Here is a 23,343-nt window from a genome sequence, read left to right on the forward strand (position 1 = left end):
GCGTGCTATCTGGCTATGGCGACCGGAGCATAGCCTATGGCATCGTTAACGCTGGGCCGCAGGGGTTCAAGCTAATAGCTATGCTTGAGGCTGAGGGCTGCACCCGGTCTATCGTACTCAGTGTAGCCGAGTCGGGGATCGAGGCCCAGTTTAGCCGCGTCCATCTACCTGTAGACCATCTTGGTAACGAGGATCCGCGTAGGGAGCCCTTCACCCTCGTCGAGTCTTATCCATCGCTCCTCGGCCGCCTCCTAGGCGCGAGCAATAGCCGTGTGCTTCTCGGCTACATGCTTGTCTGCATAGAGTCTAGCCAGCCCTTTGACTTCCTAGTAGTTGGCGGGCTCTACGATGCTGGGGGCCGTCCGGCCCCGCTAGCAAGCACCGTACTCGAGCCCGGTACCGGAACCTCATACCTTAGGACTACGATATCGACAACCAGTTGTGCAAAAAGCAAGTGTAGTGGCTGTGCAATCATACCTCTATGGCTACTAGAGGATATAGCTCCACCTGGCGTCTATAGGCTGGTACTGAACCTCTACATACCCGGCTCGGATCGGCCAATCGCTGTATACGAGCACAACGTCTACATAAGGCTGTTGAGCTACGGCGACATAGGCGTCGCCGCTATTGTTGCAGGTCTTGGTGTTCTCGTGCTACCGCTTCTTGCGAGGATAAGTGATAGTAAGAGATTAGCGTATATGGCCCTCACTGGGGCCTCGCTTACGGCGCTCTCTAGGCTTATAGGCGGCGTAGTATTCCGCTTATCGAGCGTCCTAGGTCCCTTTGACTGGATAGTCTACGGGCCTATAACTAGCGGCCTCTACTACGGGCTCCTGGCTGCATGCCTAGCTGCAACCGGCGAGCCCATGGTCGCTGCGGGCGCCGTGCTTGTAGAGTGGCTTCTCTCGAGCCTCATCCTGGGTTCTGGTAACCTTGTGTTATCAGCGTTCTGGGCGTTTACCACCCTCTTCGTTGTGGCTGCTGCCACTTATGCAGCTAGGGTTACGGATCTGAGGCTTCTGCCGGTCTATTTCGCGGCTGCGAAGGCTCTGGACAGCTATGTAGATATTAACATCTACGCGTACGCCTATCGACTATACTATGCAGGCTGGTATATAGCTGTCTATAGTGCTGGTATGGCCCTCTATGCGCTCCTCGGCTCAGCAGCCGTGACAAGAATGGTGTCTAGCCGTGCTAGAAGCTAAGATAGAGCGTGTAGCATACCCTAGGGGCAGAATCGGTCTCGAGAACGTAGAACTGAAGCTGGAGCCGGGCACAGTACTGCTCGTAGCCGGGCCTAGCGGCTCGGGGAAGAGTACACTCCTCAAGACACTCGCCGGGGTCGTACCATTCATAGAGGAGGCGAGCGTCGAGGCCGAGATACGGGTTAGAGGCGAGAGGTTAGACCAGCTGCCGCCGGGGCGTAGACCCATAGCATACTTGCCACAGGATCCAGGAGAACTGGCCCTAGGCGAGTACGGCGCCGAAGTCCTCCTATTCTACGGGGCTAAGCCCCGCCTACCTCTCGCCAATCTACTCGATAGGAGGATTTACGAGATGAGTAGTGGGCAGCTCCAGCGCCTAGTATTGTCAGCCGTCACGGGGCGAGATAGAGACATCGTACTTCTAGATGAGCCCCTTGCGAACCTCGATGCAGAGTCCTCGTCTCAGGCATACAATACTATCCGGGAGCTTATCCGCAACGGTGTCTCAGTAGTTATCGCTGAGCACCGTCTCTCACGGGTCGCGGGCCTCGCCTCAGAGATGCTCGTACTGAGTAGAGGCAGGCTGGTGTTCCGCGGAAGCCCCGAGGAGGGGCTCGAGGTGGCTGAGCGTGTTGGCGCACGCCCTGTACGTGTCAGCGGTGTCTCGCTCGAGAAGCCATGTAGCTGTGTTGAAGGCGAGCCCGTAGCTGGGCTCAACAAGGTCTACGTGGGATATAGTGGCAGGCTTGTCCTCCAGGGACTGGACTTTGTTTGCCCTCGTGGCTCGCTGATGGCAGTCGTTGGGCCTAACGGCTCTGGGAAGACTACTCTGTTGAAGTTGTTAGCCGGGCTCATGAGGCCTTGGAGGGGCCGCGTGTGGTACAGCTGGGGCCGCTGGGACTGGAGAATGATAGGCTATGTTCCATCGTCGCCGTGGCTGTCGTTCCTCGAAGAGTCGGTGCTCGACGAAGTAGCCTCGGTGGCACACCGTGCTGGCAGCACTACGCCCGTAGAGGATGCTATCGAGGCATTGGAGCTTCTCGGGCTAAGGGGCTATGAGGGCGAGAAGCCCTGGAGGCTTAGCGGCGGCGAGATGGCTAGGCTAGCCGTGGCCCGGGCTATCGTGAAGAAGCCTAGGCTTCTCCTCCTGGACGAGCCTCTACGGGGCCAGGATAGACGTAGTGCGGAGGCGGTTCTGGAGGCTGCCCGGCTTGTCGCCCGGCTTGGCGGCTGCTCGGTGGTTGTGACGCACGATCTCGAGTTCCTCTCGAAGTTTGACGCTGTGTTTAGACTTGACAAGGGGTGCTACCTGGATTGGCCGAGCAGCTCGTGAGGCTATCCCGTAGCTATGTAGCGCGTAGCCGGGGACCCTTAGCGAGGCTGAGACCCGGCACGAGGTTAGCCTATGCTTTGCTCGTATCTGTGTCCAGTATAGTGTTTGGCCGTATAGAAGCTCTCGCCCTGCTAGCTGTTGCTGGTGTAGCGTTCTTCGCGGCATCGAGGCCGGGGCCGCGTAAAGTCGCCTCTGTGGCCCTCCTCGCCTCTATAGTAGTGTGGAGCATCATGGTCAGCCAGGCGCTGTTCTACCAGGGGACGCCGAGGACCCCAATAGCGGTCATAGTGCCCTCCAACACGCCTGTCATAGGCGCGCTAACGGGCGGCGTATACGTCTACTATGAAGGTGTCCTCTATGGTCTACGGCAGAGCCTCCGGGCACTAGCCTGCCTCTTTACGGGCGCGGGGCTCGCCGCATCTATGAGCGTACTAGACATCTATACACTACTGGCCGGACACCGTAAGCTACTCGTCGTGCTCCTTGCCGCCCTCCGTGGACTCGAGAAGCTCCTAAGAGAATTAGAAGAGAGCTTAGCCTCAGCACGGCTCTCGGGGGCCCGACTAGGGCTCTCTAGGCTCCACCGGCTGGTACCACTAGTAGCAAGACGCATAGAATCCATGTCCGTGTCTGTCGCCCTAGCCATGGAGTACTCGACCCCGGTACGTGTGTACAGCGCGTGGAGCACGGTGGCTGTGCTGCTACTAGCAGCCACCATAGCACTTGCTCTGCTATACACTATCTACATGCTATACTCGGTTGGCATCGTGCATGACTCATGGCTGCATCGGCTCTACGAGATATTGAGGCTCTGGATGGCATAGGGGGACCTACCTGGAGGGGCCTTGAGGAGGGACATTTATCCGCCGAAAACCTTGTTTATTCTGTCCTCTGTCTCCGCTATCTTCTCGACGAGAGGTTCCCTATGCTTAACCCTAGTGCTGAGCTCCTTTGCCTCGTGTAGCGCCTTTAGCGCTCCCTCTCTGTCCCCCTTCGCTAGGAGTATGCGTGACTCTAGCAGCTTGCTCCAGGCGTAAGTCTGCAAGTAGGGCTCCTTATCGCCCTTCATGAGTACAACCTGGGCCTTGGCTAGACTCTCGCAAGCCTTATCCAGTTCCCCCATGTTGTAGTAGATTGCTGCCTCTACTAGGTATGCCTGGCCAACCTCTATTGTGCTTCCGGCATGCTCTGCGTGCCAGAGAGCTTCGCTAGCATAGGCGAGTGCCCTGTCGTAGTTGCCCTTATAGCTCTCAATGTTGGCAAGCCTCATCTTAATGAACGCGATTACCTCGTGTTTCTTCGGTGAGTCGCTCCACTTCTCTACCCTGCCGAGGAGCTGTAGTAGTTTCTCCTCAGCCTCACTATACCGGCCCCTCCTCTCGAGGCCCCAGACTATGCGTTTGAGCCTCCACGCCATGATTAGTGTCTTTAGCTTTACGAGAAGCCGGGACAACAGTTACCCTGTAATACAGTTATAGAGCAGCCCCGTATTTCTAGCCCAGCTGTAAGACATGTGCCTCTCTGCTCGCCATTGAGAAGGGGGACCAGGCAACCCCGGGAGAGGTAAAACACCGGGTACTGATTGTATGGGCTAGTCTAGGTACTCGTGGAGCCTGCCGGGTAGCTCCAGGTACTTCCACTCGAGATACTCTACCAGCGCCCTTGCCGTTGGCTGCTCCCCTAGGCTCCGCTCGACTAGCTCCTTTGGCGGGAAGGTTGCACCCCAGCGGTGTATCCGCTCCCTCAGCCACTCTCGTAGCCCTGCTAGGTCGAGGCCTGTTAGCAGCTCTGGAGTTTCACTCCATATCTTCCTCCATATCATGGCTGCTACCACGTTGCCGAGAGTGTACGTTGGGAAGTAGCCGAAACTGCCGTGGCTCCAGTGTATGTCCTGTAGCACGCCCTCACGGGGGCTGGGCGGCCTTACCCCAAGTAGTTCTTCCATCATCGTGTCCCAGGCCTCTGGCAGCTCGTTGACAGTCATGCTGCCCTCTATCAGCTTCTTCTCGAGGGTGTAGCGTAGGTATATGTGGAGGTTGTATGTGACCTCGTCGGCGTCTACTCTTATGAGATCCGGGCGGACAGTGTTGACATAGCGGTATAGCTCCTCGGGTGTCATGTCTACGCCTATGTACTCTTTGAGCCTCCGGCCGAGCAGCTTCATGAACCAGGGGCCGCGGCCTACTATGTTCTCCCAGAACCGCGACTGGCTCTCATGCACGCCCATGCTGGCGCCGCCGGCTATCGGGGTGCGGGCTAGCACCCGGTCTATCTGGAGCTGGTAGAGTGCGTGGCCGTACTCGTGTACTAGGCTGTAGACCGCCCTCTTTATATCGTGGCCCTCGTACCTCACTGTTATCCTCACATCGTCTATGCCCAGATCCATCGTGAAGGGGTGAGCGGATTCGTCGAGCCTGCCGCGGCTCCATGGCCAGTTGAGGTCGTCGAGGAGCCTCTTCATCAGCGCCCTGGCCTTGTTGACGTCGTACTCCTTGTCCTCGAGGGGGTGGCGCTGGGGGTAGAAGCCGCCGGATAGTATCTTGTCGAGTACGCGGCGAGTCGCTGGCACTAGTTCGGAGAAGAGCGCGTCAAGGTCGCGGACCCGTAGCCCCTCCTCGTAGAGGTCTAGAAGCGCGTCGTAGGGGTGGTCCTCGTAGCCGAGTAGCTCGGCCTTCCGGCGCTGGATCTCCACTATTTCTTCAAGGTAGGGCTTGAAGAGCTTGAAGTCGGCTTTCTTCTTCGCCTCCCGCCAGACAACCGTGGCCTTGCTAGTCACTCTCGCCTCGCGGCGGGTTAGCTCCTCTGGTATAGCCTTGGCTATCCGTACCTCACGGCTGAGGACACGGACGACACCGCGCTCGTAGATATTCAGACCGTCTATCTTCTTCTCGGCCTCTTGTAGGAGCTTCTCTAGCTCTGGGTCGAGGAGTAGCCGGTGGCGGAGACCCTCTAGCTCCTCGGCTGCCGCGGAGCGGTCGCTTATGCCCTCGCGCGGCATGTAGGTCTCCAGATCCCAACCCATGAGGCCCATGGCGTGGTCTAGGGCCCATAGGAGCCTATACTTGGCTAGGATCTTCTTCACCGTCTCGTCACGGAACGGTGACTCCACTTGTACGACCTCATTCATAGCTTTTTACATCCCTCCAGAATAGTGTTCGGCAGCCCTACTCCGAGTTGAAGAGCCGTGTACGCAGCAGCTTGGATTATTCCGTGTTTCGTCGCCGCCTACGTCTAGGGGAGCGATAATTTAGGGGCATACCGGCTGGCTTAGCACCGAGGTCTGGTAGCGCCTTGCGCGGTAAGAAGCTATATGTTGTACTAGCCCTGGCTGTTGTAGCAGCCGTTGTGGCCGGATACTTTCTCTACACGAAGAGTAGTGGGGGCAAAACCCTAGAGACAAGCAGTGCGGGCGGTGCTGAGGAGTGTAGTCAAGGCCCTGCAGTAATGGTTGTCTACCAGAAGGGGCAGGAAGACTTAGCAATGATTATCAAGGAGATGCTCAAACAGCAGCTCTTCGGGCATGTGCCCCAGGAGACTAAGTTCTGTAGTGCTAGCGTGGACGAGACCGGGCTCCAGGGGCTACGAGTCTACCCCGCGATACTAGTCCGAGCCGAGAACGTGAGCACTATACTTGCCCGTGTCCTGCTCAACGAGACTGTGGGGGACGGCTGGAAGCCTATGAGGTACGACTATACCGCGGCGTTCGACACACAGTTAGCTATGCAGTTCCACCTACCCATGCCTGTCTACAAGTATAGCGCTAAGCTGATCGTTGTAGAGGGCTCGACGCCCTACACCAGCGTAAACAGGACAATGATGGAGCCGGGTAGCCGGGTACTCGCCCTAATGTCTGCAATATTCGTAGCTAACATAACTAGTGTAGAATATACTAAGGAGCCTCCGGCGGGTGTCAGCCCCTCTAGCCTACCCGTAGCCTATGCAGTATCCAAGGATCCTCTAGACGAGGGTGTCCCAGGGCTACGGAAGATCGGAGACTACACCTATGAACCTGTAGACCTAGATATGGCTGATGTATTTCTCAACCTAGGCGCAGCCAAGGCCGTCGAGAAGACTGGACAGCCACCCGCGATACAAGGCCACCCGGCAGTAGGCAACGGAAAGATACATATAGCGATCTACGAGGATCTTGCATGCCCATACTGTGTCAAGTTCTATAACGACACCTTCCCAGCCATAAAGGAGATGATCGACGAGGGTAAGGTGACTTTCCACATCACCGACCTCGTAGTACACACTAATGCTAACGTGACTAACCTCCATAAGCTGCTGCTATGCTACTACAACGCGACTGGTAACGCCGAGGCGTACCTAGAGGCGATAATACGCGTATACCACCAGGTTGGCATGCTATACAAGGAGGCCGAGGCAGGCAACATAACTTCTATGACAGAGTTCTACAACAAGATGGGTCGAATACTTGAAGAGGAGAAGACAAGGCTCGGCGTAGACTACAATTGTACAGCCGCAGAGCTGGTAGAAAAGGCGACCCACGAGGCCATGAAGGCTGGGCTACGTGGCACTCCGAGCTTCGCGATATGGGTCGATGGCAGCGACAAGGTTCTCTACGTAACGGGGTACCACGACGCTGAGTTCTTCAAGAAGCTTGTAGAGGCTCTAGAGCAGCAGGCAGGGTAAACGCCAGGAGAAGACTCTGATACCCGACTCCCTGGTCGTATTTTCACTCTCGAGCCCCAGAGCATATCTTAGCTGTAGGCCACCTTGCCGTAAGGAGTATCAAGCAATATTCTAGCCCCGTCTCTACCCTGTTCTATCAGGCCAAGCACGTGTGGCTTGTGTCCATGCTTCTCTGCTAGGTCTAGCAACTCGTCCACGCTCTCCCTCGGGGCTGCAACTACCAGGCCTATCCCCATATTCCATACACGGTATGCCTCGCTAGGCTCCACGTTGCCCGCCTCCATTAGTACCTGGAAGATCCTCGGAGGCTTTGGCATCTTCATGACCGCCGTTGCCCCGGATGGTAGAATCCTCTTCATCTTAGTGAAGGCTCCGCCGGTGATGTGAGCTGCTGCTATTACTAAGCCTTGGCTCCATGCCTCGAGGAGAAACCCGGTGTAATCTTTTACCGGCTTGGATAGCTCCTCGGCTAGGTCTAGGCCCTCGATCTCCGCCGTGTAGCCGCCTAACCGCTCCTCGATTATCCTCCTAGCTAGGCTGTAGCCGTTAGCGTGCAATCCGCTGCTCTCGAGCCCAACCAGCACGTCGCCTGGGCGGGCGCGGTTGCCCCGCCAGCCAGGCTCTCGCACAGCCAGGATGGTGCAGACAACATCCACCCCCTGAGCTAGGCCTGGGAGTATCGCCGTCTCGCCGCCGAGGAGAACGGCGCCTGTGGCGGCTGCAGCCTCTCTGATGCCCTCGAGTATCTCGCGGAATATCGCCTCGTCAGCCCGGGGCATTGCGATATAGTCTACTAGGGCTAGAGGTCTGGCCGCGTCGCACGCGACGTCATTGGTGTTCATCACTACGCAGTCCCAGCCGGCTACACGTAGCCTGCCGAGCTTCTCTAGCACGAGCGTCTTGGTGCCCACTCCGTCCACGTGTAGGATGAGTTCTAGCCCTGCTAGCTCCACGGAGGAGGTATAGGCTTCTCGGCGGCCAGCTAGCAGCCTGGAGGCGAGAGTATGCAGCGCTTCGCTCGCGTCGAGGTCTACTCCAGCGTCTCGGTAGCTTAGGCTTGTCTCCGCGGTACTCCTATTCCGGGCCAAGGGGGACCTATACCCTGCAGGGAGGGTCGCGTCGGGCGGACATTAAGCTATTCTCCCTCAGCCCAAGTAGATTCTAGGACGGGGAGTAGAGGGGCTCTAGGAGGATCATGCCCCGCTGTGCCCTCTGTGGCAGAGAAGCCCTCGTCTCAGAGTCCATCGGTGTATGTGCTCAGTGTCTCCGTGAGAGGCCAGAGGAGGCCCTCCCGGTAGCCCGTAGGAGGCATCAAGAGTGGAGGATCCGCTATGGGCTCCCGCCTGTGGCTCCCCGCGACCCGGAGGGGCTTCCGTGCAGGCTCTGCGTTAACGAGTGCCGTATTCCCCGCGGAGGCCGGGGGTATTGCGGGGTATGGGTTAACCGAGGTGGACGCCTAGAGCCCCTAGCGGGGCCTGGCCAGCTCCTATTGTTCACATACTTAGATCCTCACCCAACTAATTGTGTAGCTGAGCCAGTGTGCCCTGCAGCTACGAGCCGTGGTTATCCACAGTACACGTTTACCCGGGGTGTCGAGAAGGGTTTCTACAATCTTGCAGTGTTTGCGGGTGGGTGTCCGCTCGACTGCGTATTCTGCCAGAATCCTGAACACAAGGCTATGGCGGCCCGGGGCCGGGTAGAGCCGCGGTACGTGAAGAGCCTCGGAGAGTTCGTCGACGAGGCGCTGGATACGAGGGTTACCTGTGTATGCTTCTTCGGCGGTGACCCCACCCCGCAGATGCCCATGCTGATAAGTGTTGCCCGCAGAGCGCTTGAGCGGGCTAGGGGCCGGGGCCTACCGCTGAGGGTATGCTGGGAAACCGACGGCCTAGCCAACCCTGCCGTGTTCCGTGAGGCGGCCCGGCTCAGCCTAGAGAGCGGCGGCATTGTAAAGGTTGACTGGAAGGCCTGGAGCCCCGGGATATACGAGGCCTTAACAGGTGTAGACGGCCAAAAAGCTGTAAGGAGACTCATGGCTAATACTAGGATCGTTGCAGAGATGGCCGTGGAGAGGCCGGAGCCCCCGCTCCTCGTGGTCAGCATGCTCCTAGTCCCAGGCTACGTCGACGCCGAGGAAGTCAGAGGCGTGGCAGGCTACATAGCGGGCCTCATGGATGAGTACAGCGTGAACATCCCTATGGTGTTGCTGGCCTTCCACCCGGACCACCGGATGCGGGACCTCCCGCCCACGAGCCGTCGCCACGCCCTAGAGGCCCGGAGGGCAGCGCTAGAGGCTGGGATATGGGAGGTCTATCTGGGCAACGTCTGGCTCCTCGGAGACTACTACTGACGCCGCAGCTCGGGTTGCAGCTGTACCGGCGCTGACTAGGGAACCTCAGTGCCTCCCGGCTAGCGTTGATAGCTGTTATGTTCTGGCCACACCCATCTAGCAGCAGTATATCCTACCCATGAACTAGTAATAGTTGCGGCACTCGAGACCCGCATGCCGAGAAGTGAAGGTGTGCTGCATGCGTGTCCCCTCTAGGCATTGCGTGGTATTATCTTCAGCTTCTTTGCTGCTTGCCGAACTTTCTCACGGGCCTCTTCTACAGTCTCGGCGCGGGCTAGTACCACTGCCATGCGGCGGCCCGGGTAGGTCCTAGGCTTGCCGAACCAACGCAGCTCTATGCCTTGCTCAATTAGGGCCTGGTAGGCGCCGCTGAGTACCGGGTACCACTCGTCCTCGAGGTCTGTGTACACTGCTATGCTGGCTGCGGGGGTTAGGATCCTGGGCCTGGGGACTGGTAGGCCTACAGCTGCGCGTATGTGGGCCTGGAACTCGCTGATATCCTGGCTGGCCAGCGTGACTAGGCCCGTGTCGTGGGGCCTGGGTGCTACCTCGCTGAAGAGGAGCCGGCCGTCCCTGGTCTGTAGGAGCTCGACGCCAAATACCCCGACACCGCCTAGGGCTTCTGCCACTCGAAGCGCTATCTCGCGGGCCCGCTGGAGCAAGTCGCGGGGCCTGGTGCTGGGCTGCCAGGACTCTATGTAGTGGTACTCGCCGTACCTCCAGTGCTCGACCGGCTCCATAGTGTCCGTTCTCACCTTGTCGCCGTCGAGCCACCTGTAGGCGAGCACCGTGTATTCCGTCTCTAGCTCTACGTACTCCTCCACTATGACGCGGCGGCTTGCACCCCGAGCGTGGCTTATCGACTCCATGTAGGCCTTCTCGACCGCCCAGCGGCTGGGCTCCGTAACCTTCACGTGGCCGTGGCCGCTACTGCTCATCTCCGGCTTGATTAGGCAGGGGTAGCCGACCTTCTCGCAGGCTTCGTAGGCTTCTTCCGGCGTCTCGGCGAAGGCGTACCTGGTGGTGGGTAGGCCTAGCTCCTCGGCTGCCCAGCGCCGCAGCTCTATACGGTTCATCGCAGTCTTGACTGCGCGCGCGTTGGGCACTATGTGGTAGCCCTTCTCCTCGAGCCTCTCCAGCGCCTCGGTGTTGACGGCCTCTATCTCGGGTATCACTGCTACTGGGTTCTCGCGCTCCACGATGGCCTCTACCGCGCCAGCGTCGAGCATATTCACGACATAACGGCGATGGGCTACGTGCATCGCCGGGGCCCAGTCGTAGCGGTCGACCACGACAACCTCTAGGCCGAGCCGTTGCGCCTCTATCGCGACCTCTTTGCCTAGCTCGCCCCCACCCAGTAGGAGCACCTTTGCTGCTCCTGGGCCCAGGGGTGTAGGTATACGGTCCATCCTAGGGGGTATGCCCACGGCTCATACACCTTACAAGGGTTGTGGAACCGAACAAGGTAGGGATTTGACCCGAAGAAACGTGGGGCCTAGCTGTAGTCGTGGACTATAAGGCCGCGGCCTGGTATCCAGTCGTAGACCCTGGCCTCGCCCCGGGCTCTCCGCCTCAGGTAGGCCTTCCTCACCCGCTCGGCTAGCTCCACACGACTCTCTATGTGACTCCTCGAGCCTATGTCGCGGCGCCAGACGAGGGGGTGTCCATCGAGCAGCCTAACCGCCTCGGCTGCGCGCTGCGCCTTAGTCGCGGCGTCCTCGTAGCCCTGGTTGCTCCAGCAGACTATCTCTACGAGCCGGGAGCCCGTGGAGACGAGGCCGCTTGGGCCCTGGTCTACCCCGGCGTAGAGGAGCCTACAGCCCTGCCTCTCGACCGCGTCCTCGTCGACGGCTACTGGGTGGCCTCGGGCTATGCTTCGGTTGTTCGGGTAGCCTGCCGGCGCTAGCGCGATGTTGACCACGTAGACATCGTTATCCACTTCTAGCCTGTAACCGGCTAGCCTGCCCGAGGCCGCGCGGTCTAGTAGCTCTAGGAAGTCGCTCCGTATCATCGGGAGCAGGTTCCCGGTCTCGGGATCGCCGAACCTGGCGTAGTACTCTATGACCGTGGGGCCCCATAGGCTGGTGAGCATCATCTGGCCGCTCAGCGTGCCACGGTAGGGCTCCCCGGTCTCCCGCCTTAGGGCCTCCACAGTCTTCTCGAGTATCTCGACCGTCTCCCGGTACTCGCTCAGCTCTAGATACGGCGGCACGACTCCGGGGCCGCTGACCGCGCCCATGCCACCCGTCTCGGGGCCCAGGTCCCAGCTGAAGAGGTGAGGGTGATCCTGCACCACAGGCAGCGGGACTAGGGTGGAGCCGTCGGTGACAACCATGACCGTGTATTCTACGCCTTCCACCCTCTCCTCGACTATCACCGAGTACTCTATGTCGCTGTACTTCTCCCGTACCTCGCGGGCCAGCTTCTCCGCGTAACTCCCCGCTGCCCCGCGCACAGCTACCCCGAGGTGCTCCATGGGCTCCGCGAAGACGCGTACACCGCGGCCGCCAGCCTGCCGAGCGGGCTTGACCACCACGTCGCCCGCTGCGCGGGCGTACTCCGAGGCCTCCTCCGGGTCTGTGAAGACCTGGTACCGTAGCCGCCCAGGGATACGGTAGCGCCACATGAGCCCGCGGGCGTAAGCCTTGTCCTTCTCTATCCGGGCCTGGGCCTGGCCCGGCCCGTAGACTGTGAAGCCTTTCTCCCGGAGTGCGTCCGCGACGCCAGCGAAGAGGGGCTCCTCGGGGCCTATGACCACGAGGTCCGGGCTCAAGTCCTCAGCAGCCCTGACAGCGTCGCTGGGGCTAGTGGGCTTGCCGGGATAGAACCTGCCTCTAGTCTCCTCGGTGGCTTCTACTAGGCCTGGGTTCCTCTTGTCGCTCAGCACCGCTATACGGGGCTCCATACTGCTGCTGGCCATGAGCAGTGCGAGGGCGTGTTCGCGGCCACCACTGCCTATTAGGAGTACCTTCACTTCCGCCTCACCTCCTCCAGCATGCATGCCGTGCAGGGGTCTATGCCGTGGCTCCGGAGGTAGGAGACGGCCTCGCCTAGGGGGAGCCAGGCTAGGCTATCCACGTCGAGGACGCGTTCAATCGCCTCGTCGCTTAGCTGGCGGGCTATCAGGCTACGGGGCTCTAGGAGCTGGACACTGTGGGGACAGGTCGCTACTATCCTGGGGCTTGAGACTGCTACGTGTATCTCGCGGGGAGCCTGGGTCCTCCACAGCCGGTGGATGAATGTCTTTAGCGTGAGCCCGGTCACCACGCTATCGTCGACGACTGCTACCCTCTTGCCCTCGAAGACCCCGGGTACGGGGTTGAATTTGAGGCTAAGCATCATCAGCCTCTCCTCTAGTGAGGCCTGGACTATGGCTGTCCTTACCCGGCCTATTGTGGAGACGAGTGCTAGCTCCAACGGGGCCTGTTTCTCCTCGGCGTAGCCCAGCGCGTAGGGGAGCGCAGTCTCCGGCACCCCGACTACGACGTCAACCTCCACGGGGTGGCTACGTGCTAGCCGACGGCCCATCTCCCGGCGGAACATGTACACGTTCACGCCGTCCACTAGGCTGTCAGGCCTGGCCAGGTAGATGTACTCGAAGAGCGAGGTGGCGCGGCGGCCCCCTCCCGCGCTGTAGGTGTCGAGCGTGTAGCGGTCCCCGTAGACAGCCTCGCCTGGCTCGAGGTCGCGGCGGGGCTCCCCACCCATCAGAGTTATGGGCGCCGTCTCGGTGGCGGCGTAGACTGCGTCGAACCCGTAGCCACCCAGGCTGAGGGGCCGTACCCCGCTCCTCCCCCGGTACAGCACGTAGCCGCCGTCGCGGGTTAGCGCCGCTACTGTACAGCCGTCGAACCTGGTGCTAGAGGCTAGTGTCTCGGCGGCCTCGCGGGGGCTCTTGGCGGCCTCTACAAGCTTCAGCGCTTCGGAGGCGCTACAGGCACCATCCACGGCAACCGCTGCGTGGCGTGAGACTGCGAGGCTCCCAGTGGGCTCTACTGCCGCCAGTACGGCGCTGCCCTCGGGTAGACTCCAGCCGTTGCCCCAGGGGTTGAGTCCTCCATGCCCCAGCTCGTCGGCACGTAGGACCGCGTAGGAGACTCTTGGGCCGCGGTGCCGTAGCCCCATGACGCCGTATCGGGCGTAGAGGTTGGCGGGCTGGTCCGGCTCGTAGAAGTAGACTAGTAGCAGCCCCATGCTGCCTACTTCACCTCCGATCCTCTGTAAACACCTTTTCGAGACGGGCTACGTCTAGGGGGAAGGGATATGCTCCGCCGAAGCATCCAAGACAGAGACGGCGGCCAACAGCCTCCTCTAGGTCCCTCATACCGAGGTACAGGATGCTGTCAACGCCTAGGACCCGGCTGATCTCGTCTCCGCTTCTGCCGTGGGCTACTAGCTCGCCGCGGCTAGGAGTGTCTATGCCGAGGAAGCACGGCATAACCACGGGCGGCGAGGCGACGCGGAGATGTATCTCGCGGGCCCCCGAGCGACGGAGGATACGGGCTAGCCACCTGCTAGTATCGCCGCGGACGACACTATCGTCTACGAGGATTATTCTACGGCCCCAAGTCGTCGAGCGTATCGGGTTGAACTTGCGCTTGAGCCTCCCGTTCCTCTCCCCTGGGGGCGCTATGAAGGCGCGACCAGCGTACCGGTTGCGGTACAAGACCTCGGTGTAGGGGAGCCCCCGCTCCAATGCATATCCTATCGCCGCGCTCCTGCCGCTATCCGGAACCGGCGCCACAAGGTCTGCCTCCACCGTGTCGCGGCGGGCGAGCCGGCGGCCCATCTCGAGCCGAGCCGCGTGCGCCTCGACGCCCTCGAAGACGCTGTCGGGTCTGAGGAAGTAGATGTATTCGAACGCACAGGGCCGCGGCTCGTGCCCGGAAGCCAACCCCGTCTCTACACAGTCCTTGGGGGAGCCATTGCAGTAGAGCATTCTCCCAGCGCCTACTTCTCTCCAGGGGAGCCCCAGCGAGTCTAGCGCTGCTGTCTCGCTGGCCACGGCCGCGTAGCCGTCGCCCACTGCGTAAGCTAGGGGGCGAACCCCGTAGGGGTCCCGGGCGGCTGCTAGCTCGCCGCGGGACGTGATTGCTACGAGGCTGTAGGCCCCGCGCAGCAGCTGTGCGGCCTCGCGGAGCGCGTCAGCGAGGCTCCCCTGCTCCAGGTAGAGGGCCTCCACGAGGTCTGCTACTAGCTGGGCGTCCCAGGTGTAGCTGCGGCCTAGCAGTTCTCGGCCAAGCTCCCGGTAGTTGACGATGTTCCCGTTGAAGGCGATGTGGACTAGGCCCTTGCTGCCGGCTACTGGCTGGTACTGCTCGCCGCCATACCTTCCGCTAGTGCTGTACCTGACATGCCCTATAGCTGCCCAAGCCCTAGCCGCTGCAGCGGGGAGGCGTATCGCCTCCCGCACAAGCCCCGGGCCGCCGACGAGCCTGATGCCACCGTTGGCTAGGAACGCTATCCCGGCAGCCTCCTGGCCCCGGTGCTGGAGCTCCAGGAGTAGCTCATAGACTGCCGAGGCCGCGTCATCGCCTAGCCATGCAGCTACGCCGCACACGGCGCCGTATTCACCCCTCCCTCATCAGCTTCTCTAGGGTAGTGGTATAGGCCTCGGAGAGCCTGACCAAAGGCACCCTGGCTAGAGTCCTCTTGCCCGAGGCCAGCTCTACGCAGTCGCCTCCCGTCTCGCCCACGACACGGGCCCAGACACCTACTGTCTCTGCGCGACGCAGAACCTCGCCAACGCTGTCGCGCTGTACTTCGAGGATGTAGCGGCCCGGGGTCTCCGAGAACCCTGCCTCGAGTAGGCTCCGGCATGCCGGGCAGATGGCTGAGAGGTCAAGACGGGCGCCGACGCCGCCGGCTATCGCCATCCGGGCTACAGCTGTTGCTGCACCGCCTAGGCCGACCGAGTGGACTGCGAGCACAAGCCCATCCTCTACCAGGCTCCTGACCAGCCTGGCGGCAGCTGCTTCTTCTCTAGGCCGAGGCCTGGGTGGGAGCCCCGCTGGCTCCCCTAGGAGGAGTTCAACTGCCTCGCTCGCGCCCAGCTCTGGCCGCGTCTCTCCCACTGCCACGAGGACGCCTTCTCCGGTTAGAGCTAGGCTTGTTGCCCTGGAGACGTCGCTTATCCTGCCTACGACTAGCACGGAGGCGACCGGGTCTACCATGTGGCCATGCTCGTCCTCGTTATAGAGGCTCACGTTGCCCCCGATGAAGGGTATGCCGAGGCCGCGGGCCATCCAGGCTAGGCCTTCTACTATGCGTTTGAAGTACCAGAACTGCCGCGGCTTCTCCGGGTTACCTGCATTGATGTTGTCAAGAGCTGCTAGTGGCTCGCCGCCCACGGCTGCTACGTGCCGGTAGGCCTCGGCTAGGCTGAGCGCAGCTCCCCGGAACGGGTCCTGCCGGGTATAGCGCGGGTTCCCTGCAAGAGCTGCTACTACCCCGCGGTTCGTACCGTCGCGGAGCCAGAGAACCGCTGCATCGGCGTAGCCCGGCGGCGCGACCGTACGGCCCTGGACGCCCCAGTCGTACTGCTCGTAGACCCAGGCCTTCCCCGCTACCCGGGGCGAGGAGACTACGCGCTCCAGCAGCCAGCCTAGCTCCTCTTCGGCTAGGCTGAGGCCCGGCAGCTCACGGGGGGCTGGTGGTGACTCGGCGCTCCTTTCAACAGGCGGCGCCGATGCGGCGAGCTCCACGGGGAGGTCTACCACGACTCTGCCACGGTAGACCGCGCGGAGCCTCCTCGTGTCGTCGAAATAGCCTATGACGCTCGCCTCCACGCCGTAGCGGTCCAGCAACCGGAGTAGCTCGCCGAGTTTATCCCTCCACGGTACTAGGAGCATGCGCTCCTGGCTCTCCGAGACCAGTATCTCCGCGGGCTCCATGTCACCCTCGCGGAGATGGACGCGGTCGAGGTGCACTACGGCGCCAACACCGCTGGAGGCAGCTGTCTCCGACACTGCTGTCGCCAGGCCCCCGCCGCCCAGGTCCTTCACGTGGCGGAGCAGCTTCTTCTCGAAAGCCTCTGTGAGCGCGTCGATGAGCAGCTTCTCGAGGAACGGGTTCCCGACTTGGACAGCAGCTATGTCCTCCTCCCGGCTGCCCAGGGGCCGGCTAGCAAAGCTACTCCCAAGCATACCGTCCCTACCGGTAGAGTTGCCCGCGAGAACCATCACGTCTCCGGGCTCGACGCTGCCAGGGAGCAGGTCCCCGGGCCGTGCTACGCCTATGCACGCCACGTTGACTAGGGGCTGCCTCTCGTAGCTAGCGTGGAACCACGTCTCACCTGCCACCGTGGGGACTCCGATACGGTTGCCGTAGTCGCTTATACCCCGCACTATGCCCTTGGTCAGCCACCTGGAGACCGGGGTACGGAGGCTCCCCAGGTAGAGCGCGTCGAGCAGCGCTATTGGCTGGGCTCCGAGGCCCAGCACGTCGCGGACTATGCCCCCTACACCGGTCGCAGCCCCGTTGTAGGGGTCTACAGCCGACGGGTGGTTGTGACTCTCGATACGAGCCACTACCGCTACGTCGTCGAAGAGCTTCACCGCGCCCGCGTCGCGGCCGGGGCCCACGAGCACCCATGGGGCCTCGGTGGGCAGCATCCTTAGGAGCCGCCGGGTGCTCTTGTAGCTACAGTGCTCGCTCCACGTGGCCTCGAATAGTGCTAGCTCCTCCCGGGTCGGCTCGCGGCCCAGCCTCCGGCGTATCTCCTCCAGCTCCCTCTCCGTCAGCGGCATCCTCTACCATCCCCGGCGCAGCGCCTCGCCTATCGATGTGAACAACGGGCGGCCGCCAGGCCGGCAGCCACGGGGAGCCTGGAGCGGGCTTGCTGCGCGCTCCGGGTGCGGCATCAGCCCGAGCACAGAGCCGTCCTCAGAAGCCAGGCCAGCGACGTTGGCTATGCTTCCGTTCGGGTTCTCGAGGTACTCCAGCCAGGGCCTAGACTGGAGGAGCCTCCCGGGCTCTGGGTGGTAGTAGCGGCCCTCAGCGTGCGCTACCGGCATGTCGAGCACAGCACTATCCTCTACGTGAAGGAGCCAGGGCCCCCTGGGCTTGTGGACGCGGACCCGGAGCCACCTCGCCACGAAGCGACCGTTCTCGTTGGGTAGCAGTGCGCCGGGAAGCACGCCCGCCTCCACGAGGACCTGGAACCCGTTGCATACCCCGAGCAGCGGGACACCGTTCTCAGCTGCTTCGCGGAGCTGCCCGGCTGCCGGGCTCCAGGAGGCTAGGAGCCCTGCGCGCCCATAGTCCCCATAGCTGAAGCCACCGGGGATCACCGTAGCGTCCCAGTCCCTCCAACGGTACTCAGTGTGCCACACGACGCGGGCCTCGGCACGGGCTACCTCCCGCAGCATGTAGGCTGTCTCCTGGTCACAATTGGTGCCGGGGAACCGTAGTACCGCGACTCTAGGCAAGAGGGATCACCAGGAGCGTGTGGACCGCAGGGTTGAAGAGCCGGGTCTCGTGAGCCATCTCCTTTACGAGCTTCTCTGCCTCCTCCCTTGTCTCGGCCTCTACCTCGACTATGAACGCCTTCCCGGCGCGTATCCCCTGGACCCAGGTGTAGCCTAGCCTCCGCAACTCGGCTGCCAGCGTCTCGCCCTCTGGGTCCCGGGCTGACGGCTTGTAGGTGACGATGACTAGCACACGGTGCCGGGGCACACTTACTCGCACCTCCTCTTGGGCTCGCCGGCTAGCCGGGCTAGCTCGCGGTATGCCTCGAGCAGGGCCTCAACGCTGCTGCTACGCCGGTAGACCTCCTTGTCCAAATGCCTGCCGCTAGAGTCTACAAGCCTCATAGTGTCGCCTGAGACCTCGTCAACTACTACGAAGCCATGGCTGTCCCGGGCCACCTCTATCTTGAGGTCTACTAGCCTGAGCCCCCGGCGGCGCCAGAACAGCTCAAGGACACTGTTGACCCTGAGGGCTAGGCTCCGGATATCCCAAAGCTCCCGCCACGATAGGAGCCCAGCCTCAACTGCGTCCTCGGGCAGTACTAGCGGGTCGCCCCTCTCATCATCCTTGAGGTGCAGCTCTACTATGGGTCTCGAAAGCCTCTCCATGGACTTGAAGAAGGGCATCCTGCGGAGAAGTGAGCCGTAAGCATAGTTCCTCACTATGACCTCCAGAGGGACGACACTATATCTTCTAGCAAGGAGCCGCGAACCACCCATGTAGCACACATAGTGTGTCGGGATCCCGTGTTCCTCTAACAGCTCGAACATCCTGGCAGAGAGCCTGGCTGCTAGTTCACCCTTGCCCGGCGCCCTATCGTGTAGCTTCCCGTTGAACGCCGTGACCTCGTCCTTGAACTCGAGGACTACCAGCCCGTCCCCTGCGTCAAGAACCCGCTTGGCCTTACCCTCGTAGAGTAGCTCTCCGGGGCGCAGCCTAGACCCCCGTGCCCAGAGACTTGCCTGAGTAACTAGCCTAAAAATATTCCAGAATGAAGGAACCCATTATCTTTACTTAGTCAAGTAAATGTACAAGCTACTCAGCCTAGTTACCTTGACGCTAGATAACAATACGCCACATCATCGATTAGAGAAACGAGAACCCCAAGTACTACTAATATCACTAAAAAGAGATCATCAATGAGCTAACTCCGGCAAAGACAGATCCAATGTGAGCAATCCTGCATCACCTAGACATGACTTTATCGTATACGACGCTGGAGTCAAGTTCAAGCTAACATTTACATACAATATTTTCAATGAAGAGATTATTAATAATTGTTCGGTAAAATATAGTATTGGCAGTACATTTGTCCAAAAGTTCATGGTTGAATTTAGACGAATGATGCAATCAACGTTCGGAAGCGATAGTGAATGTTCTTTTAACCTCGTACGATAACTGACTACAGGCATTGTCTTAGGCGGGTGAGAATATGGTTAGCAAACACATAGCAGTTGCATTGTTAGCCCTAACTATCTTCATGAATTTAAGTGTAGTAAATGCTTATGCTGGAGGCGATCCCAGTGGCGCCACTACCTTAAGCGAGAGTCCAGAGATCCCCATTGACTTCGTCTGGGTTCTCATTTGTAGCCTTTCTAGTATTCTTCATGCAAGCTGGTTTCGCTATGGTCGAGGCCGGCTTCACTAGACACAAAAACGCCGTAAACGTGCTGTTCAAGAATGTTGCAGACTTCGCTGTCGCGAGCATAGCATTCTTCCTCGTCGGCTACGCCTTCATGATGGGTGACGATTGGAAAGGCATCATAGGTACCAGCGGCTTCGCACTCCTAGGAGACTACTATGATGTCCAGGAGATACTGATATGGTTCTTCATGCTGGTCTTCGCTGGTACAGCAGCAACGATAGTCTCCGGCGCCATTGCCGAGAGGCCGAAGTTCATAGGCTATCTACTGGGCAGCATAGTAGTAAGCGCTATCATATATCCGATATACGGGCACTGGATCTGGGGCAGCGGATGGCTCGCCGAGCACCCATTCCTTAAGAAGCTCGCTGGGGGCTATGGTGCACTCGATTTTGCCGGCTCCGGCGCTGTCCACGCACTTGGAGGCTACGTAGCCCTCGCTGCCCTCCTCGTGCTAGGACCCAGGATCGGCAGGTACGACGAGAAGGGCAACCCTAGGCCGATACCAGGTCACAGCATGACGCTAGCAGCTCTAGGCACATTCATACTATGGTTCTGCTGGTTCGGATTCAACGCAGGCTCAACACTCTCAGCCCACGAGCTAAGGGTATCAATCATAGCAGCTAACACCAACCTAGCCGCTGCATCCGGCGCATTAACAGCCATGGTTATAACCTGGCTCAAGCTCGGTAAGCCGGAGCTCGGTTTAACACTCAACGGCGCGCTAGGCGGACTAGTAGCTATCACCGCGCCCTGTGCATGGGTCGCACCCTGGGCAGCCATAATCATCGGGACGGTTGCAGGGTTCATAGTGACCTACGGCTACTGGTGGCTCGAGCGCCGCGGAATAGATGATGCCGTAGGCGCCGTACCAGTGCACGGGTTCTGTGGTACCTGGGGCCTCATAGCGCTCGGCATATTCGCCGACGGCACGTACGGTGTCTACACCACTGAGCCGCCGCTGGTCACGGGCCTTCTCTACGGGAATCCCGGCTTCCTAGCAGTGCAGCTAATCTCTGCGGTCGTGAACTTTGCGTGGGCCTTCGGCACCGGCTACATAGTGTACATGGCTATAGACAAGCTTGTGGGCGGGCTACGCGTCAGCCCGAAGGAGGAGACGATTGGCCTCGATGTCGCCGAGCACATGGCGGTAGCATACCCCTACTTCGTGCAGACGGAAGTAACACCATCACCAACAATAATAAAAGAAGAACGACGCCAATGGATTGGACAAATAAAATACATGATCATAAATAGTTCGGGGTGATGTATGTATGCCCCTCAAGAAGATTGAGGCCGTAATCCGGCCCGAGAAGCTAAACGACGTCAAGAAAGCTCTGGATAAGATAGGTGTCGGCGGTTTAACCGTCGTACCGGTGTACGGCAGGGGCAGGCAGGGCGGAATCAAGATACTGTTCAGGGGCGGCAAGTTACAGCTAGACCTCCTACCAAAGGTGAAGATAGAGGTTGTAGTGCGCGAACGCCAGGTCGAAGACGCGGTGAAGGCTATTGTAGAAGCTGCAAAGACCGGCGAGGAGGGCGACGGCAAGATATTCATACTGCCAGTCGAAGACGCTGTCCGGATAAGGACAGGCGAAAGGGGAGAAAACGTACTCTAGCTTCTACGTGCAGGGTTAAAGAGGATTAGCGTCACACGAGTATCCCGGCGCCAGATGCATTGCCCGCGTTTTTGATACCTATGCATCCTCGATGCTTTGTTTCTAGGAAAGCTATATGCCGCGCTAGGCGTATATTGAGTGCCAAGCTGCATTACCTAAATTGGTGTGAATGTGGAACCTGCGCCCGTATCTAGCGAGAAGCCTCCCAATAGGAGTAGCTGGAGCAGATTAATCCTAGGTGTTGTTGCTGGCTTTGTACTGGGTTCGCTTGTTTCCGGTGGATACATACTTTATCTCCATGGACTGTTTGTAGCTTTTGCGTCTACGCCGCTTCTCGTTCTCGTCCTACGTACATTGCTCACAGTAGTGGGCTTAGCGCCGCTATTTTATGGCCTAGTAAGGCTACGCTCTATAAAAATAAGACTTGCCACGGAGAATGCGTCTAGGGAAAGTGGTCTCTGGATTCCTATCGGCTTCGGAGCTGTTGTTATTGTCTTGATCGGCGTGTATGGTATTGCCAGTAGTGCTGCCCTGCTAGTCTTCTGGCTTACTGGAGGTATTGTATCCGCTGCAATCGTCTACGAGAATTCGGGACAGAGCCGCCGTACTCTAGCCGCTTACGCAGCCATCGTTATCGCCCTCTTTGCCATGCTCGGGTTCGTGTCGCTCTACGCCCCCGTCGAGGCTAGCAAGCATATCACAGTTGAGAAGCTCAATGGACCCATCGACGTTAATGGCCTCCGTCGTTTCATACCATTGATGACAGCTTACGCGTACGCTAGTGACCGCATACAGATACCGACACACCGTATCTACCCAGAGGACAGCTATGTCTACTATCTGGGTAACAGCAGCGTCTACAACTGGATAATAGAGCCAGAGGGCTTCTGGAACCAGCTCACTAAGAGCCCGCTAGGCGCCGTGTTCGTTTACGGCGACGAATACCCGCCACGCGTCAAGCTCGTCGCGAGGCCGCTGGAATGGGGGCTTCACAACAAGAGGTTCAGGCTACTCTTCTTCGACACGCTCGAGCGCCGCATAGTTATGACTGCCGGGCTTCAGTACAAGCCGCTACTGGAGGATAACATAGAGGTGCTCTATAACGGGAAGATCTACATCCTCGTGCCCCTCGTGACCTGGAAGCGGGGCCTTCTCTACAGTCTCCCAGTGCTACATGGCTATGTCATCGTGGACGAGGACGAGAACATAGAGGTGGTCACCGGCGACAGGCTAGCGAGCGATCCACGGCTCCAGGGCATGCCCCTGCTCCCAGAGGCTGTCGCCCGGGACTGGGTAGAGGCCTACCGATACAAAGTGGGCCTAGTAGGGTTCTACCTGTACCACAACACCTACGTGATCCGCGACATCGGCACGAACCCGCAGCCCTACCTAGAGCAGAGAAGCGACGGCCAGCTGTACTGGGTATTTGTCGCGGAGCCGCCAGGGGAGACCTATAGCGCCAAGTACATCATATACGTTGAGACAAGCAGCACCTCAACGCCGAGGCTGCTCTTCTACGAGCTACCCGAGCCCGCGATAGGAATAAGCAAAGTGGAGAGCTACGTAAAGCAGGCCCACCCAACCTACGACTGGGGCGAGCTCAGCATAGAGGAACCCATGCCTACGCTGCTTAACGGGACACTCTACTGGAAGGCCACAGTCACGACCAAGGACTACCGGGGCCTAGTCTCGGTGGATATCGTTAACGCTGCCAGCGGCGAGGTGATTTCGCTACAGCCACGGCGCAAGGTGACGTACCTCGACGTCCTCCACGCCCTCTGGAGCCGCGAGGCCGTCGAGAAGCCCACCACCGGAGGCCTAGAGGAGAGGATAGCAGCGCTCGAACGCCGTGTAGCAGAGACGATAAAGGCCCTCGAGGAGATACAGCGCGAGCTACAAGAGCTACGACGCCTAGTAGCAAACAGTACCACCGGAGGCCAAGAGGGCTAGGCCGCTTTACACCACTTTCCTATCCCCTATTCACCAGCTACACAGAGCTTCCATGAAACTGACTCGTCTCCAGAGACTCGGAAAGTCCCCCTGGCAGTAGCATCTAGTCCATATTGTAC

General features: G+C 59.7%; 19 protein-coding genes. 8 read left to right on the forward strand and 11 right to left on the reverse strand.

Annotated features, from left to right (window positions below):
- The first annotated feature begins 2 nt into the window (after positions 1–2).
- The 3 genes from Pyrde_RS07210 to Pyrde_RS07220 are packed head-to-tail and all read left to right on the forward strand — an operon-like array spanning position 3 to position 3,362.
- The gene (locus Pyrde_RS07210; protein ID WP_055409472.1) at positions 3–1,205 is read left to right on the forward strand and encodes a hypothetical protein; all 1,203 of its coding nucleotides are present in this window, start codon (positions 3–5) and stop codon (positions 1,203–1,205) included.
- Positions 1,192–2,538 (forward strand): ABC transporter ATP-binding protein, encoded by a 1,347-nt coding sequence (locus tag Pyrde_RS07215; protein WP_055409474.1) that lies wholly within the window; start codon positions 1,192–1,194, stop codon positions 2,536–2,538. Before Pyrde_RS07210 ends, Pyrde_RS07215 begins: the two co-directional genes overlap by 14 nt.
- Positions 2,520–3,362, forward strand: coding sequence for an energy-coupling factor transporter transmembrane component T family protein (locus tag Pyrde_RS07220; RefSeq protein WP_055409475.1), 843 nt, complete (start codon positions 2,520–2,522; stop codon positions 3,360–3,362). The genes Pyrde_RS07215 and Pyrde_RS07220 overlap by 19 nt, the downstream gene beginning before the upstream one ends.
- A gap of 35 nt (positions 3,363–3,397) precedes the next feature.
- Here the strand turns inward: Pyrde_RS07220 and Pyrde_RS07225 are convergent, their stop codons facing one another.
- On the reverse strand, positions 3,398–3,991 hold the full coding sequence (locus Pyrde_RS07225) for a tetratricopeptide repeat protein (RefSeq protein ID WP_055409477.1): 594 nt from the start codon (positions 3,989–3,991) through the stop codon (positions 3,398–3,400).
- Between the two features lie 138 nt (positions 3,992–4,129).
- Complete coding sequence (locus Pyrde_RS07230; protein ID WP_055409479.1) at positions 4,130–5,665, reverse strand: carboxypeptidase M32; 1,536 nt, start codon at positions 5,663–5,665, stop codon at positions 4,130–4,132.
- Between the two features lie 164 nt (positions 5,666–5,829).
- Here Pyrde_RS07230 and Pyrde_RS07235 point away from each other — a divergent pair, with 164 nt between their 5' ends.
- Positions 5,830–7,194 carry a DsbA family protein gene (locus tag Pyrde_RS07235; RefSeq protein WP_055409481.1) on the forward strand — a complete coding sequence of 455 codons (1,365 nt, stop codon included), beginning with the start codon at positions 5,830–5,832 and terminating at the stop codon, positions 7,192–7,194.
- A 68-nt stretch (positions 7,195–7,262) separates the two neighbouring features.
- On the opposite strand, the gene Pyrde_RS07240 is transcribed toward Pyrde_RS07235, so the two are convergent.
- Positions 7,263–8,282, reverse strand: a complete 1,020-nt coding sequence (locus tag Pyrde_RS07240; RefSeq protein ID WP_055409483.1) for a phosphoribosylformylglycinamidine cyclo-ligase — start codon at positions 8,280–8,282, stop codon at positions 7,263–7,265.
- A 107-nt stretch (positions 8,283–8,389) separates the two neighbouring features.
- On the opposite strand from Pyrde_RS07240, the gene Pyrde_RS07245 reads away from it, so the two are divergent.
- Positions 8,390–9,544, forward strand: a complete 1,155-nt coding sequence (locus tag Pyrde_RS07245) for a radical SAM protein (protein WP_055409485.1) — start codon at positions 8,390–8,392, stop codon at positions 9,542–9,544.
- A 191-nt stretch (positions 9,545–9,735) separates the two neighbouring features.
- Here the strand turns inward: Pyrde_RS07245 and purT are convergent, their stop codons facing one another.
- The 8 genes from purT to Pyrde_RS07285 all read right to left on the reverse strand — a co-directional run bounded on the left by purT (position 9,736) and on the right by Pyrde_RS07285 (position 18,996).
- Positions 9,736–10,953, reverse strand: coding sequence for a formate-dependent phosphoribosylglycinamide formyltransferase (gene purT, locus Pyrde_RS07250; RefSeq protein ID WP_055410850.1), 1,218 nt, complete (start codon positions 10,951–10,953; stop codon positions 9,736–9,738).
- Between the two features lie 86 nt (positions 10,954–11,039).
- On the reverse strand, positions 11,040–12,518 hold the full coding sequence (gene purD, locus Pyrde_RS07255; RefSeq protein WP_055409487.1) for a phosphoribosylamine--glycine ligase: 1,479 nt from the start codon (positions 12,516–12,518) through the stop codon (positions 11,040–11,042).
- Positions 12,515–13,738: a phosphoribosyltransferase family protein gene (locus tag Pyrde_RS07260; RefSeq protein WP_055409488.1), complete on the reverse strand. Its 1,224-nt coding sequence runs from the start codon at positions 13,736–13,738 to the stop codon at positions 12,515–12,517. Before Pyrde_RS07260 ends, purD begins: the two co-directional genes overlap by 4 nt.
- Before the next feature lie 10 nt (positions 13,739–13,748).
- A complete protein-coding gene (purF, locus tag Pyrde_RS07265; RefSeq protein ID WP_055409490.1) occupies positions 13,749–15,104 on the reverse strand; it encodes an amidophosphoribosyltransferase in 1,356 nt (451 codons plus the stop codon).
- A gap of 10 nt (positions 15,105–15,114) precedes the next feature.
- Entirely contained in the window at positions 15,115–17,292 is a 2,178-nt protein-coding gene (purL, locus tag Pyrde_RS07270) for a phosphoribosylformylglycinamidine synthase subunit PurL (RefSeq protein WP_055409492.1), read from the reverse strand.
- A gap of 3 nt (positions 17,293–17,295) precedes the next feature.
- Positions 17,296–17,973, reverse strand: a complete 678-nt coding sequence (gene purQ, locus Pyrde_RS07275) for a phosphoribosylformylglycinamidine synthase subunit PurQ (RefSeq protein ID WP_055409494.1) — start codon at positions 17,971–17,973, stop codon at positions 17,296–17,298.
- Positions 17,966–18,220, reverse strand: coding sequence for a phosphoribosylformylglycinamidine synthase subunit PurS (purS, locus tag Pyrde_RS07280; protein WP_055409495.1), 255 nt, complete (start codon positions 18,218–18,220; stop codon positions 17,966–17,968). Before purS ends, purQ begins: the two co-directional genes overlap by 8 nt.
- A 2-nt stretch (positions 18,221–18,222) precedes the next feature.
- A complete protein-coding gene (locus tag Pyrde_RS07285) occupies positions 18,223–18,996 on the reverse strand; it encodes a phosphoribosylaminoimidazolesuccinocarboxamide synthase (RefSeq protein WP_338050851.1) in 774 nt (257 codons plus the stop codon).
- A 624-nt stretch (positions 18,997–19,620) separates the two neighbouring features.
- On the opposite strand from Pyrde_RS07285, the gene Pyrde_RS07290 reads away from it, so the two are divergent.
- The 3 genes from Pyrde_RS07290 to Pyrde_RS07300 all read left to right on the forward strand — a co-directional run bounded on the left by Pyrde_RS07290 (position 19,621) and on the right by Pyrde_RS07300 (position 23,224).
- On the forward strand, positions 19,621–20,922 hold the full coding sequence (locus tag Pyrde_RS07290) for an ammonium transporter (protein ID WP_197272667.1): 1,302 nt from the start codon (positions 19,621–19,623) through the stop codon (positions 20,920–20,922).
- A 7-nt stretch (positions 20,923–20,929) separates the two neighbouring features.
- Entirely contained in the window at positions 20,930–21,274 is a 345-nt protein-coding gene (locus Pyrde_RS07295; RefSeq protein WP_055409499.1) for a P-II family nitrogen regulator, read from the forward strand.
- Between the two features lie 171 nt (positions 21,275–21,445).
- Positions 21,446–23,224, forward strand: coding sequence for a hypothetical protein (locus tag Pyrde_RS07300; RefSeq protein ID WP_231656708.1), 1,779 nt, complete (start codon positions 21,446–21,448; stop codon positions 23,222–23,224).
- Positions 23,225–23,343: the final 119 nt, after the last annotated feature.

It is taken from the genome of Pyrodictium delaneyi (assembly GCF_001412615.1).
Taxonomy (GTDB): Archaea; Thermoproteota; Thermoprotei_A; order Sulfolobales; family Pyrodictiaceae; genus Pyrodictium; species Pyrodictium delaneyi.

Bases quoted from the DNA above. Each gene is read 5' to 3' on its own strand.
- Pyrde_RS07230 (WP_055409479.1), bottom strand. From the start codon at position 5,665: ATGAATGAGGTCGTACAAGTGGAGTCACCGTTCCGTGACGAGACGGTG.
- Pyrde_RS07245 (WP_055409485.1), top strand. From the start codon at position 8,390: ATGCCCCGCTGTGCCCTCTGTGGCAGAGAAGCCCTCGTCTCAGAGTCC.
- purT (WP_055410850.1), bottom strand. From the start codon at position 10,953: ATGGACCGTATACCTACACCCCTGGGCCCAGGAGCAGCAAAGGTGCTC.
- Pyrde_RS07260 (WP_055409488.1), bottom strand. From the start codon at position 13,738: ATGGGGCTGCTACTAGTCTACTTCTACGAGCCGGACCAGCCCGCCAAC.
- purL (WP_055409492.1), bottom strand. From the start codon at position 17,292: ATGCCGCTGACGGAGAGGGAGCTGGAGGAGATACGCCGGAGGCTGGGC.
- Pyrde_RS07290 (WP_197272667.1), top strand. From the start codon at position 19,621: ATGCAAGCTGGTTTCGCTATGGTCGAGGCCGGCTTCACTAGACACAAA.
- Pyrde_RS07295 (WP_055409499.1), top strand. From the start codon at position 20,930: ATGCCCCTCAAGAAGATTGAGGCCGTAATCCGGCCCGAGAAGCTAAAC.